General features: G+C 61.5%; 13 protein-coding genes, 1 tRNA gene and 1 pseudogene. 10 read left to right on the top strand and 5 right to left on the bottom strand.

Annotated features, from left to right (window positions below):
• Positions 1-49: 49 nt before the first annotated feature.
• Both NKJ01_RS05410 and ilvA read right to left on the bottom strand, forming a co-directional pair.
• A pseudogene (locus tag NKJ01_RS05410) lies at positions 50-609 on the bottom strand (DUF1697 domain-containing protein).
• Positions 606-1862: a threonine ammonia-lyase IlvA gene (ilvA, locus tag NKJ01_RS05405; RefSeq protein ID WP_352726662.1), complete on the bottom strand. Its 1257-nt coding sequence runs from the start codon at positions 1860-1862 to the stop codon at positions 606-608. The pseudogene NKJ01_RS05410 and the gene ilvA overlap by 4 nt, the downstream one beginning before the upstream one ends.
• 450 nt (positions 1863-2312) lie before the next feature.
• Here ilvA and NKJ01_RS05400 point away from each other — a divergent pair, with 450 nt between their 5' ends.
• Both NKJ01_RS05400 and NKJ01_RS05395 read left to right on the top strand, forming a co-directional pair.
• Complete coding sequence (locus NKJ01_RS05400) at positions 2313-3386, top strand: alpha/beta hydrolase (RefSeq protein ID WP_023759425.1); 1074 nt, start codon at positions 2313-2315, stop codon at positions 3384-3386.
• A gap of 142 nt (positions 3387-3528) precedes the next feature.
• Positions 3529-4692, top strand: a complete 1164-nt coding sequence (locus NKJ01_RS05395) for an alpha/beta hydrolase (RefSeq protein ID WP_023759426.1) — start codon at positions 3529-3531, stop codon at positions 4690-4692.
• 155 nt (positions 4693-4847) lie between these two features.
• Here NKJ01_RS05395 and ade read toward each other — a convergent pair whose 3' ends face one another.
• Positions 4848-6668 (bottom strand): adenine deaminase, encoded by a 1821-nt coding sequence (ade, locus tag NKJ01_RS05390; RefSeq protein ID WP_352485700.1) that lies wholly within the window; start codon positions 6666-6668, stop codon positions 4848-4850.
• Positions 6669-6864: 196 nt separating this feature from the next.
• Between ade and NKJ01_RS05385 the strand changes: the two genes are divergently transcribed.
• The 4 genes from NKJ01_RS05385 to NKJ01_RS05370 all read left to right on the top strand — a co-directional run bounded on the left by NKJ01_RS05385 (position 6865) and on the right by NKJ01_RS05370 (position 9011).
• Positions 6865-7530, top strand: coding sequence for an outer membrane protein (locus NKJ01_RS05385; RefSeq protein WP_023759427.1), 666 nt, complete (start codon positions 6865-6867; stop codon positions 7528-7530).
• Positions 7531-7764: 234 nt separating this feature from the next.
• Positions 7765-7850 (top strand) — tRNA-Leu (locus NKJ01_RS05380).
• Between the two features lie 245 nt (positions 7851-8095).
• Positions 8096-8290 carry a hypothetical protein gene (locus tag NKJ01_RS05375; protein WP_050589529.1) on the top strand — a complete coding sequence of 65 codons (195 nt, stop codon included), beginning with the start codon at positions 8096-8098 and terminating at the stop codon, positions 8288-8290.
• A gap of 418 nt (positions 8291-8708) precedes the next feature.
• A complete protein-coding gene (locus tag NKJ01_RS05370; protein ID WP_352726659.1) occupies positions 8709-9011 on the top strand; it encodes a helix-turn-helix domain-containing protein in 303 nt (100 codons plus the stop codon).
• A 547-nt stretch (positions 9012-9558) separates the two neighbouring features.
• On the opposite strand, the gene NKJ01_RS05365 is transcribed toward NKJ01_RS05370, so the two are convergent.
• Complete coding sequence (locus tag NKJ01_RS05365; protein ID WP_352726734.1) at positions 9559-9795, bottom strand: PilZ domain-containing protein; 237 nt, start codon at positions 9793-9795, stop codon at positions 9559-9561.
• Between the two features lie 254 nt (positions 9796-10049).
• On the bottom strand, positions 10050-10628 hold the full coding sequence (locus NKJ01_RS05360; protein WP_352726657.1) for an NUDIX domain-containing protein: 579 nt from the start codon (positions 10626-10628) through the stop codon (positions 10050-10052).
• A 155-nt stretch (positions 10629-10783) separates the two neighbouring features.
• Between NKJ01_RS05360 and NKJ01_RS05355 the strand changes: the two genes are divergently transcribed.
• The 4 genes from NKJ01_RS05355 (at position 10784) to NKJ01_RS05340 (ending at position 13017) form a co-directional block, all read left to right on the top strand.
• Positions 10784-11887: an NADH:flavin oxidoreductase/NADH oxidase gene (locus NKJ01_RS05355; RefSeq protein ID WP_352726655.1), complete on the top strand. Its 1104-nt coding sequence runs from the start codon at positions 10784-10786 to the stop codon at positions 11885-11887.
• A gap of 123 nt (positions 11888-12010) precedes the next feature.
• Positions 12011-12328, top strand: coding sequence for an SH3 domain-containing protein (locus NKJ01_RS05350; protein ID WP_352726653.1), 318 nt, complete (start codon positions 12011-12013; stop codon positions 12326-12328).
• A gap of 141 nt (positions 12329-12469) precedes the next feature.
• The gene (locus NKJ01_RS05345; protein ID WP_032907483.1) at positions 12470-12748 is read left to right on the top strand and encodes a DUF982 domain-containing protein; all 279 of its coding nucleotides are present in this window, start codon (positions 12470-12472) and stop codon (positions 12746-12748) included.
• A gap of 29 nt (positions 12749-12777) precedes the next feature.
• Positions 12778-13017 carry a DUF2188 domain-containing protein gene (locus tag NKJ01_RS05340; RefSeq protein ID WP_023759465.1) on the top strand — a complete coding sequence of 80 codons (240 nt, stop codon included), beginning with the start codon at positions 12778-12780 and terminating at the stop codon, positions 13015-13017.
• Positions 13018-13067 lie beyond the last annotated feature (50 nt).

Here is a 13067-nt window from a genome sequence, read left to right as displayed (position 1 = left end):
CGTGCACGACTTCTGGCGAAAACCGGCACCCACTTTTCGGGATCGTGCTTCACTTCCCATCGGCCTGAGCGGCCATCGCCAGCAGCGCCTGCACCGAGCGCCAGTTACGCGCCGTGCCTGGCACTTTCAGGGTGCGCGGGATCAGCCCGGCAAACACCGATTTGCCCAGTCCATCCGGCGCATGCAGGTAGAGCACATCGCCCTTGATCTCGAAGCGTTCGGGCCCTGTGCACTTTTCGGCCAGTCGTGCCACCTCATCGGCGGTCGGCTCGCGCTCCAGCACATAGGCATGGAGCTTCGTGTGGTCCGCAGCCATGTCCGGATAGGGATTTTCGTTCACCAGCCGCTCGAACCATGAGAGATCGCGCACCATGATGCGGGAATGGAAGCCCCATTTCTTCTCGAAGGCTGCTTCGAGCTGTTTCGTCAGCGTAACCGCATCGGCCGTCTTCGCGCGGAACACGGCATTGCCGCTCTGCACATAGGTGGCGACATCGGAAAAGCCGAGATCCTCGAAAAACGATCGCAACTCCGTCATCTTGCGATGCGGTTGCCGCCGACATTGATGGCGGAAAACAGCGCGACGAAGGTTTTTCTGGCACCCCTCATATGATGAACCCGGCCAAGGTCTCGTTATCGGTGATGTCCTGGTACTGGACGCCTTCTGCCTCGAAATTCGCCTTGAGCAGGTCGAAATTGCGGCGGTCCTTGGTTTCGATGCCGATCAGCACCGAACCGAAATTGCGCGCCGATTTCTTCAGATATTCGAAACGGGCGATGTCGTCGTCCGGACCGAGCAGTTCGAGGAAGTCGCGCAGCGCGCCTGGCCGCTGGGGGAAGCGGATGATGAAGTATTTCTTCAGGCCCTCGAAGCGCAGTGCCCGCTCCTTGACGTCGGGCAGCCGCTCGAAATCGAAATTGCCGCCCGAGACCACGGCGACAATGGTCTTGCCCCTGATTTCCTTTCTGGAGAAATCCTTCAGCGCATCGATCGCCAGGGCACCGGCCGGCTCCAGCACGACGCCCTCGACGTTGAGCATCTCGATCATGGTGGCGCAGAGCCGGTTTTCCGGGATCAGCCGCACGGTGTCGGCAGGAAAATCCTTGAGATGCCGTAACGGCTCGCGGCCGATCTCGGCCACTGCCGCGCCATCGACGAAATTGTCGACCTTGGCGAGCTTGAGCCGTTTTCCCGCAGCGAGGCTCTCTCGCAGGCTCGGTGCGCCGGCTGGTTCACAGAAGACGAAGCGCGCTTCCCGACCCTGATCGGCGAAAAAGTGGGTGACGCCGGCGGCGAGCCCGCCACCGCCGACCGGCAGCATGACGATGTCGGGCATGCGGGCGCCGGGCATCTGGTCCGCGATCTCATAGGCGACGGTCGCCTGGCCCTCGATGATGTCCTTGTGGTCGAAGGGAGGCACCATATGGGCGCCGGAACTTTCGGTGAATTCGAAGGCGGCGCGATAGCAATCGTCGAAAAAGTCGCCAACCAGCCTGATCTCGACGAAATCGCCCCCGAACAGCCTGGTCTTGTCGATCTTCTGCTGCGGAGTCGTCACGGGCATGAACACCACACCCTTCTTGCCGAAATGGCGACAGACGAAAGCAAAGCCCTGCGCATGGTTGCCGGCGGACGCGCACACGAACAGTTCGGCCTCGTTGCCCGCCGCCAGCGTTTTGCGGAAGAAATTGAAGGCGCCGCGGATCTTGTAGGAACGCACGGGCGACAGATCCTCGCGCTTCAACAGCACCCGCGCGCCGGTCTTTTTCGACAAATAGTCGTTTTCCTGCAGCGGCGTTTCCGGGAAGATCTGACGGATCGCGGCAGCAGCGGCGGCAACGCGGGAAGAGAAACTGTTCATTGAAAACCCCCTCGCGGCGCATGTCGTCCGCAGACCTCATCACCGATCCGGCCGCGCACCGTCAGTTGTTGGCGTTACGCTACGATGCCGCACGAACCCGCCTATTGCATATCCGGCCTTGCGACGCCATCGTCCCGCCATTCATGTCCTCTCGCAACGGGCGTTCGCAAAAGCTTTGCAATCTCTTGAAGGCGTTTGTTAATGCTTCGGCGGCGGTCGGCCTGAAATCCTGTCTTTGCCGAAATCGGCGCGTCTACGGTGGATGTGGCTCATTGCGCGCACCAGGGAGGCGTTCCTCGCGTCATTTTGGCTTTCGCGCAACACTGCGGCGGCTGTAGCCGGGCGCTGATCACATTTCGATGGGACACGACTTAGTTCCGCCGCACTCTCCCTGTCCGGGAGGTGTCGCGGGGGTAGACAGGCCTTTCGGCCGGAGTTGGAATTTCAAGCGTGCCTTTGAAGAAGATCTTTACCGTTGTCCTTGCCTTGTTCGTCACCGGCTGCGCCGGCTCGCAAACACAGGAACTGCTGGGTAGCGCCATGGTGTCCGCCCCGGTGACGGAGATCGCCGGCAACCACAGCATCTTTATCGCCACGACGCGCAAGAAATCCGACGATCCCAATAAGGTTTTCGACGGCGAGCGCTCGGCGACGCTTAACTACGCGCGCGTCAACGTCACCGTTCCGGGGATCCACGAGACCGGCCAGATCGAGCGGCGCTCGCGCGGCAAGTCGGACGACCCGGCCAAATATTTCATGGCCTCCGAGGTCGTCGGCTACGACACGCAGCCGAAATTCTCCAGCGCCCTCAACGCCGACATCGCGGCGCGCGGCGGCCGCGTCATGGTCTTCGTGCATGGCTACAACACCGGCTTCGACGCCGCCGTCTATCGCCTCACCCAGATTGTCCACGATTCCGGCTATCCCGGCACGCCCGTGCTGTTTTCCTGGGCATCGGGCGCCAGGACCACCGACTATGTCTACGACAAGGAAAGCGCCAGTGCTGCCCGCGACCAGCTGGAAGTGACGCTCAGGATGCTGCAGCAGTCGGGCGCCCGGCGCATCGACATAGTCGCCCACTCAATGGGAACCTGGGTGACCATGGAAACGCTGCGCCAGATGGCCATCAGCGGCGACCGCGATCTCGGTGGCAAGCTCGGCGACGTGGTGCTGGCCTCACCCGACATCGACGTCGACGTGTTCAAGAGCCAGATGCGGCGCTACGGCAAGCCCGACAAGCCGTTCATCCTGCTATTGTCCGACGACGATCGGGCCCTGAGGCTCTCAGGCCTGATCGCCGGTTCGCGGCCGCGCGTCGGCGACTACAAGGATGCCGCCGATCTTGCCTCCTACGGCGTGACCGTCGTCGACCTCTCCACGGTCAAGGGAAGCGACAGCTTCAACCATACGAAATTCGCCGACAATCCAACGCTGGTGAAGATGATCGGCCAGCGCCTGCGCGAGGATGACGGCTTTGCCAGCGACCGTGACGTGACCGACCGCATCGGCCTGCTCGGCCAATAGATGGGGTCCCGCGGTTTCGCCGTGCCTGTTCAGTATTGCGGACGTATGGACTCACTTTGAACTGGACCGCGCCGGTGTCTGGCTCTATCGGAGTAGCCAGCGACGTCACGCGTTTGACGTCCCCCCTTACGGGAGCTGGCGCGTGACCGTGCGTTCGAAGAGTTGCCTCGTCGTTGCTATCGCGCTCGCCGTGACCGGCTGCGCCGGCCAGAACACGCATGACCTGCTCAACAGGACCGCTGTCTCGGTGCCCGCTTCCGACATCGCGGCGACGCATGAGATCTTCGTTGCAACGACCCGGCAGAAGGCAATCAAGGATCCGCGACAGGTGTACGACGGCGATCGCTCGCTGACCACCAGCTTTGCCCGTGTCGACGTCACCGTTCCGAAAAGCCATCAGGTCGGCGCCATAGAGCGGGCCAAAGGATCGGCAAATAGCGCTCCGGCCAAGGACTTCACCGCCAGGGACGTAACCTTCTACGAAGGCGCGCCGCAATTCGCCAAGGCGGTCGGCGCAGACATCGCCATGCGCGGAGACCGTGTGCTGGTTTTCGTGCATGGCTTCAACAATGGCTTCGATGACGGCATCTATCGGCTGACGCAGATCGCCCACGACACGAAATATCCAGGTACGCCGGTGCTGTTCTCATGGGCGTCGAGCGGCAAGACCACCGGTTACATCTACGACAAGGAAAGCGCCAACGCGGCGCGCGACGACCTCGAGGCGACGCTCAGGATGCTAGCCAAGACTAAGGTCAAGAGCATCGACATCATCGCGCATTCGATGGGAACCTGGGTGACCATGGAGGCGCTGCGCCAGCTCGCCATCACCGGCGACCGCGATCTCGGCGGCAAGCTCGGCTACGTCATCCTGGCCTCGCCCGACATCGATGTCGATGTGTTCAAGAAGCAGATGATCCGCTACGGCAAACCCGATAAGCCGTTCGCCATTCTGCTCTCCGCGGATGACCGGGCTCTCAAGCTTTCCTCCCTGATCTCGGGCGACAAGCCACGTGTCGGCGACTACGGCAATGCGGCCGACCTTGCCAGCTATGGCGTGTCGGTGGTCGATCTTTCCCAGGCCAAGGGCGGCGACCGGCTCAACCACGCCAAATTCGCCGACAACCCGATGCTGGTGCAACTGCTCGGCGACCGGCTGCGGGCGCCAGCTGGCCTGGCCTCGGACGAACCCGGCCCGACACAGCTCAACAATCTCGGTCAAGGCCTCGGCAAGGCCGTCGGCTCGGTCGCCGAGATCGTCATCACCACGCCGTTCAAGGTGCTGACCATAGCCACCGGCGGGTGAGCGAGCCATCAGCCAGGATTGGTCGAGATTCAGGTCAGGCCGAGCCGAAAATGGTGGTGTCCGAGAACCGGAGCGGAGCGTACTTAAGTACGTGAGCACCGGAAGCGCAGGAAACCGGCGTTTGCAGGCCGGCATCACCTGAATATCGACCAATCCTAGACGAACAGGTCGACCTTCTGGAAAGTCGTCACATCGATCAGGCCGACATCGGAAATCCTGAGCTCGGGAATGACGACCAGCGCCAGCAGCGAGTGCTGCATATAGGCGTTGTTTAGCGAACAGCCCATCTTGCGCATCGCCTCGGTGAGCTTGTCCGCCTTGGCCGCGACGATTTCCGCCCGCTCGTCCGACATCAGCCCGGCGATCGGCATTTCGACCAGCGCCAGTTCCTTGCCCTTGGAGAACAGCACGACGCCGCCGCCGACCTCGCCCAGACGGTTCACGGCCAGCGCCATGTCCTGCTTGTTGGTGCCGACGCAGATAATGTGGTGGGCGTCATGCGCCACGCTGGACGCCATGGCGCAGTCGGCCATGTAACCGAACCCGGAGACGAAGGCGTTGGTAACGCCGCCCGTGCCTCTGTGGCGCTCGACAAGCGCGATCTGGCAGACATCGTTGCGGCGATCCATGGCGACCAGCCCGTCCTCGACCGGCAGATCGGCCTCCAGTGCCCGCGTCGGCGCCTGGTTCTCGATGACGCCGATGACGCGCACCCGCACCTCGTTGGCGCCCTTGGGAGCCACGATGTCGAAGTCGCCGCCCTTCAGCTTCTTGCCGAGCTTGACGGTATTCTTCGCCGTCTTCGGGTAATCATAGGCCGGAATATCGATTTCGAGCTTGCCGCCCTTGGCCAGCCTGACTCCGCGTGAATAGACCTCGTCTATGGTCATTGCGGCGAGATCCGAGACGATCAGCAGATCGGCCAGCCGACCCGGTGCAATCGAGCCGATCTCACGTTCCAGTTTGAAATGCCGGGCGGTGTTGAGCGTCGCCATCTGGATCGCCGTCACCGGCTTCAACCCCTGTTGGATGGCGTGGCGCACCACGCGGTCCATGTGGCCTTCATGAACCAGCGTGCCGGAATGGCTGTCGTCGGTGCACAGGATGAAGTTGCGCGGGTCGATCCCGCTCTCCGTCACCGCCTTGATCTGCGAGGCCACGTCGTACCAGGCCGAACCCAGCCGCAGCATCGCCTTCATGCCCTGGCGAACACGCGCAATGGCATCCTCGGCGCGCGTGCCCTCGTGGTCGTCTTCCGGGCCGCCTGCGACATAGCCATGGAACGGCAGACCGAGATCGCGCGAGGCATAGTGGCCACCGACCGTCTTGCCTGCCTTGACCGTCGCGGCGATCTCGCCCGACATGACCGGATCATTGGCGGCGACGCCGGGGAAATTCATCACCTCTCCCAGTCCGATGATGTTTTCCCAAGTCATCGCTTCCGCCACATCGGCGACCGTCAGTTCGGCGCCGGCATGTTCCAGCCCCGGCGCCGAAGGCACGCAGGACGGCATCTGCACATGCACGTTGATCGGCATGGCGACGGCCTCGTCATGCATCAGCCGCACGCCTGGCAGCCCCAGTACATTGGCGATCTCGTGCGGATCGATGAACATCGACGTGGTGCCATGCGGAATGACAGCCCGGCAGAACTCGGTCACCGTCACCATGCCACTCTCGACATGCATGTGCGCGTCGCAGAGGCCGGGCACCAGATAACGCCCGCCTGCGTCGACCACCTTGGTGACGCCCTGGCCGATGGCGTGGCTTGCATCAGGCCCGCAAAAGGCGAAGCGCCCGCCGGCAATGGCGATGTCGGTGCCGGCGATGATCTCGCCCGAATGGACGTTCACCCAGCGGCCGTTGCGGATAACGAGATCGGCGGGTTTGCGCCCCATGGCGACATCGACCAGATGCGTCGCCATCTCGGTCCAGGGTTTGGGTTTCGTCGCATGCCCCGACGGCTTCTTTGTCATGAAAGACTCCTGTTTGCCCGACTGTGCCAAGCCGATGTGGTTTTGGCCAGCGCTGAACGGTCTTTGCTCCTGTCGATCAACGGATTACGCCGTCTTCACCACATATTGGTCGCAGTCGGAATGGAATTCCGTTTTGTGGCAAATCAGGTTACCCTTTCCGCAAGGACATTTCTGGATCGCCATTTCGGGGAGTTCGATGCGTCGCCTGATGGTCGCAAGTGCCGTTTTTCTTGTCGCTTCGGCCGTGCCGGCTTTTGCAGCCGACCAGATGGTCGACGTGCCGATGACAGCGCCCGGCTTCGACTGGACGGGCTACTACGCCGGTCTGCAGGGCGGCTATGGCTGGGGCCGATCCGATATATCAACGACGGAAGGCGCGCCGTTTTCCATCACCCCCGATATTGATGGCGGCTTCGTCGGCGGCCATGTCGCCGGCCTGTGGCAGTTCGACCAAGCGGTGCTCGGCGCCGAGGCAGAGCTCAACTATTCGTCGATCGAAGGCACGACGGAATCGGGCCTGGGAAGCCCATTCGGGACCGACATCAAATGGTTCGGGTCGGTCAACGCCAAGGCCGGCTACGCCATGGATCGCCTGCTGGTCTACGGTATTGGCGGCGTCGCCTTTGCCGGCATCGAGACATCGCAAGTCGCGGGTCCGGCGTTCGCCAGCACGCGCACAAATGTCGGTTGGACCGTGGGTGCCGGCGTCGACTACGCACTGACCGACAAGTTCGTCGTCGGCGCGCAGTATCGCTACTATGATTTCGGCTCCGAGCACTACGACGTGGCGGAACCCTTCAACGATCGCGATCAGAACGTGAAGCTCAACACGGTCGGGATCAATTTGAGCTATAAGTTCTGAACCAGCCCACTGTTATGGCTTTGCCGGCCAGAAGGGGAGCTTGAGGAACCACCTCAAAAGAGTTGGGGCGGCCGGCGCTCCGTATGGGCGGGGGAATGGGTTGGGCCTGAGAGGCGCCGGCCTCGCGGATTATCGCGCCAGTATCGCCAAGCCGCCCGGCCTGTTTGCACGTTCGGCCAAGGCCAAAGAACACGACTTGACGGCCTGTGTCTGGCGTCTGAAAAGGGCTGGCCTGCGGACGTGGCGGAATTGGTAGACGCAAGGGACTTAAAATCCCTCGATCTCTGATCGTACGGGTTCGATTCCCGTCGTCCGCACCAGATTGAATTCCAACGACTATAGCATTCTGAGGTGGTGGATGCCCAAGGAGATCATTCGTGGGAAGCCGTGCGGGTAGCCGGAGCGTGCGCAAGATTTGACTTTGAGCGGGAATCGGAGCTTGCCTTGAATCTGACCTGGCCCTGCCACGAAACTACACCAATGCAAGAGCTCTTGAATCTGCCGGCGCCGAGGTCACCGCCGAGAACGGCGGCGGCGCTGACTTGAGGCTGCGGAAGGATCGGGTATGATTGCCACGATGTTTCGATGGGGCGCGATCCTTGGCGTCATCGGCTTTATCGGCGGGTTCGTGGGGCCGATTGTCTTCACGCCCGAAGCAAATCAGGGCCCGCTGCTCGGCATCTTCATCACAGGTCCGCTGGGCTTCGTGCTCGGCCTGATTGTCGGGCTGGTGCTTTCACTTCAGCCGAGGCGTTACTGAAATCGTCCAGCACTTCAGTGCGATCGAATCCGCATGCAGCGTGCCTCGTCCTGGCGTTGATAATCAGGCACGCAGGTGAAGAACACCGGCCGGCGGTCGCGGCCCGACTCGCAAATAACGATTCAATTAGCGCGCGCTTAATCAGATCCGGAGGATTTTAACGAATCGTTGACCGCGCTGTCCCAGAATAGGACGGCGCGGTCAAACCCAACCGGACTGCGCAGGCGGCTCCGGCACTGAGCGCCCGCCGGACTGTCGGAGCCGCCACCTTACACTACAATATACCAGCAATGGTTGAATCAACTGTTACCGCACGTTCATTCGAGCGCGCGCCGCACCGAGGGGGCCGCCCTGCTTTCGGCGGCGCTTTGCTCTGGGACCGTTGCTTCGCGGGACAGGACTTAAGTCGCAGCTGAAAATGTTGTCGGAACCTTCCGCCCATTCCGCTGTTCTTGCAGCAGGTTTTTCGGGACGGAGGCATCGCTTGCAAAACGTTACGGCAGAGCAGTCGCGAGCAGCACGAGCGCTCTTGAATTGGTCGCGCGTTCGACTTGGCGCGAGGTCCGATGTTAGCGAAGACACCATCCGCGAATTTGAGAATGGCAACAGGATTCCCCGCAACGGCAATCTTACTCGCATTCGCCGAGCATTGGAGGCCGCCGGTATTGTCTTCACCTCTGGATCGCCGTCGCTAAACTACCCCTCTGGTGATGCGGTTTAGCATAGGCTGCTCAAGGAAATGGAGCCGCCTTTGGCAGGTGCTCCTCGACCCCAACAATTGAATTGAAAATGCGGTGTCGAGGAACGCGCCCTTGCTAGCGATTTGCGCGATCCTTCGCCATGACGTTGAAAAGTACAAAGCATGCCATCAATGATACGAAAGCGCCTATGAGGTCGTCGCCGGCCAGCCCCGAATTATAGACCAAAGCAAACGCCAATACGGACATTTTCCCTACCCGGGTTTGAAAGCCTCGATTAGGAATTCAACTTTCACGCAGCGCTAATGTTCCACTGCAGCGGCCCTATCGCTGGAACGAAGACGACTGTGCCGAGCACAATGCGTTTGGCCGTTGCATGAAAAGTCATGTCCAAGCCCTAAGGTTGCAGCCGGCGTTCTATGTCCGCAACCAGAAGCTGCATTGCTTCAAATCAAAATCATCGGCAGACTGACAAAACCGAATGAACGCGCGCCAGATGGCCGCGCGCAGGTGAAATTGAGAATCCCAGCTTCCGTTGCTTTTCTGCGGATGGGCCTGCGGCATTCCAACTCAATATATTTGAATGCCAAGGCGCTCACGCCTTCGCCACCTCACCACAGCTCGATAGCTGGCGTCATCTTCAGGCACTTGAAGGGTAAAACGGTCGGGAATTGTGATGCCGGGGTCAACCCGCAATTCCGCACCGTGAGCGTGTTGATTCCGAACGCAGCAATCGATCTTCGCATCGTCCGTGATGATGGTCGCATCCTTCAGGACAATCCCACGAGTGTGAGAGCGTCGCTCCATCGGCGGATCGGTTGGGGTCATCGCGTTTTCTTCCCGTAAATCAGCGGTGAACGGTCGATGACTTCAACGCATGACTCGCAAAACCATAATTCAATCAGCTATCACTAAAATGGTTGCCAAAACGCAAAGCCGACGCCCTTCTCGGTTTGTCTTCTCGAGAAGACCTCCGGTGGCTGTCCATGTCAGTTGGTCTGCTTCGGTGACGCCGTGGTCCAGCGCTCGATGCCTGTAGGGCGCCGGATCGCCGCCAAGGGTCAGGCGGGGATCGGGTTCAGCTTCAAGTGCTGAATCAGAATGATGGTCTTGGCGTCGATGATGCGGCCGTCGGCAATGCCGGCCAGCGCCTCGTCGAGCGGCATTTCCAGAACCTCGATGTCCTCGCCTTCGTCCGCCGCACCGCCGCCTGCCGAGATGCGGTCAGCGGGCGAATAACGGGCGATGAAGAACCAGAGCCGTTCGGTGACGCTGCCCGGGCTCATATAGGGCGAAAACAGCCGCTCCACATTCTGCAGCCGGTAGCCGAGTTCCTCCTCCGCTTCCTTGCGGATACAGGTTTCCGGATCGTTTTCGTCGAGCAGCCCGGCACAGGCCTCGATCAGCGGCTCGCGGTGACCGGTGACGTAGGCGGGATAACGGAACTGGCGCACCAGGAGCACGGTCGAGCGCGAGGGATCGTAAGGCAGGATCACCGCGCCGTCGCCGCGATCATAAGTCTGGCGCACCTGCGTCTCCCACTCCCCGTCACGCCGGCGGTAGTCGAGGACGGTCTTCTTCAGAACGGCCCAGTCGTCGGAGAGAATTTCCTCCGAACGGATGCGAACGCGATCTTCCATCATGATCTCCATGCTTTCGGGTCGAGGCCTAGCCGCGAACCAGCGTTTCGGCAATGCCCTCAGTGTTTGGTCCAGAACCCGTTTCACCGCCTCGTGTCTGGCGTAGACGCGAACGGTTGCCTAAATAGCTGCTACCCCTCCCCGGAGCGCTTTTCATGACAATATCGCTTTTCCAGCCGATCACCCTCGACGGCCTTACCTTTCCCAATCGCATCGCTGTCGCGCCGATGTGCCAGTATTCGGCCGAAGACGGCTCGGCCGGCGACTGGCATCTCTACCATTGGATGAACCTTGCCATGTCCGGTGCCAGCATGGTCACCGTCGAGATGACCGATGTCGAGCGGCGCGGACGCATCACGCATGGCTGCCTCGGCCTCTATTCCGAAGACAATGAGGCAGCTGCCCGCCGGGCGCTCGACGCGGCAAGACGCGTCGCCGCTCCCGGCACGAAGTTCGGCTCCCAGCTTGCCCATGCCGGCCGCAAAGCCTCGAATCGCAAGCCGTGGGAGGGCGGCGGACCGCTGCAACCTGATGAAGACCCCTGGCAGACAGTCTCGGCCTCGGCCATCGCTTACGACACCGGCTGGAACGTGCCACGGGCGCTGGAGGACGAAGAAATCCTGCAGCTCATCGAACGCTTCGCAGACGCGGCAAGGCGCGCCGAACGCGCGGGCTTCGACTTCCTCGAACTGCATGCCGCGCATGGCTATCTGATCTTCCAGTTCCTGTCGCCATTGTCCAACCAACGCACCGATCGCTGGGGTGGCTCGCTTGAGAACCGCATGCGTCTTGTCGTCGAAATCGCCAAGGCGGTGCGGAAGGCGACGCCAAAACTGATGCTGGGTGCGCGGCTTTCGGTGAAGGATTGGGTCGATGGCGGCTTCGACGTGGAGGATGCGATCGAAGTGGCGAAAGCACTCAAGGACGCTGGCGTCGCCTATCTCTGCTGCTCGAGCGGCGGCAATTCACCGTTGCAGAAATTGCCCACCGGTCCCGGCTACCAGGTGCATCTGGCAGAGGCTGTGCGCAGGGGCGCCGGCATTCCCACCCGTGCAGTTGGCCTGATCGACGACCCGAAGCAGGCCGAAGCGATCGTTGCCGAAGGCCGCGCCGACATTGTGGCGTTGGCGCGCGCCTTCCTCGCCGATCCGCGCTGGGGCTGGCGTGCGGCGGCGACGTTCAGCGAGACAATCCACCCGGCGCCCCAGCTTGCGCGCTCAGTGACCACGATGCAGCACTGGATGAAGGCGGCGGGCTGATCGGCCCGTTCTGCCGGTCCAACCTGCCCTCTACCCTGGACAGTTCGCCCCGCTTCAATTCTCGCCGCAAACTGTTACGGTCGGTGAGGCTGCGGCGGGCGCGGTCGGGCTTGGGAGGAAATCATGTCGTTGAGGGCATTCTTGCCGGTTGCAGCGCTGACCGTTGTGGCCGGACTTTGGATCGGCACATCGGCGCCGGCCGGCGCACAATATTGCGAGGGCACGGTGCACGGCCTCTCCGGTCGCTACAATCCGGCGACCGGCAGCGGCTTTCTCGCCGTGCGGACGCGGCCGAACTCGTCGTCGCGGATGGTCGGGCAGCTGTTCAATGGCGATCATACCGAGATCTTCGACCGACGCGGCAACTGGTATCAGGTCGAAATCGGCGGCCGGACCGGCTGGGCAAACGCACGCTGGCTGCGCAACGACTGTGGCTACTGAGACGCCGGTGCATGTCACCCAAAAGTGGATCCGGTTTTTACGACATGCATCAAACGAAGACCTAAGGAAACGCGACGCGACTTTTTCGACGCAGGCTGAAGGCCATGGTTGCAACCAAATTGACTGCTTTGCGTTGCGGCCATCATGGACGACAAACCTTTTGAAGTGCCGGTCGTCGTCGAACTTGGCCACGTCGGCAAATATCGCCATATCCGCAGCGCCAAGGAAGCGGCGGAATGCTTGATGACAGTGTGGCCGCTCAATCGCGGGCCGCGCCATCGTGATGCCCTCGACACTTGCCTCAAAGTGCTGGAAGGTTATCGTTCGACAGCGGATGCGCGCCGGGCGCTGATCGAAGCTGCCAAGGAATCGGAAGTTCTGGTGCCCGACGACAAACTGCCCGACGACCGGCTGCATTGAGCGGTCGGACCTTTCAACTGGAGGCTTTCATGGCGAAACTGACTTACAAGATCGTCGAGCATGACGGCGGCTGGGCCTACAAGGTTGGAGCGACCTTCTCGGAGACGTTTCCCACCCATCAGGACGCATTGCGCGCCGCCGAAATCGCTTCGGCCGAGCAACGGATCGCCGGAGCCACGGACGGCATCCAGTACGAGGATGCCGATGGCGAATGGCATGAGGAACTGGCCGACGGTCGGGATCGGCCGCAGACAGAGGTTTCCGATTAAGTCTACAGTCAATTTTTGGCTGCATTGAGCGGGACGCCAGCCGCAGACGT

Origin of the sequence: Mesorhizobium sp. M0276 (genome assembly GCF_040321755.1) — a bacterium.
Taxonomy (GTDB): Bacteria; Pseudomonadota; Alphaproteobacteria; order Rhizobiales; family Rhizobiaceae; genus Mesorhizobium.
The sequence above is the reverse complement of the archived record's forward strand: the minus strand, read 5'-3'. Positions and strand labels throughout refer to the sequence as shown.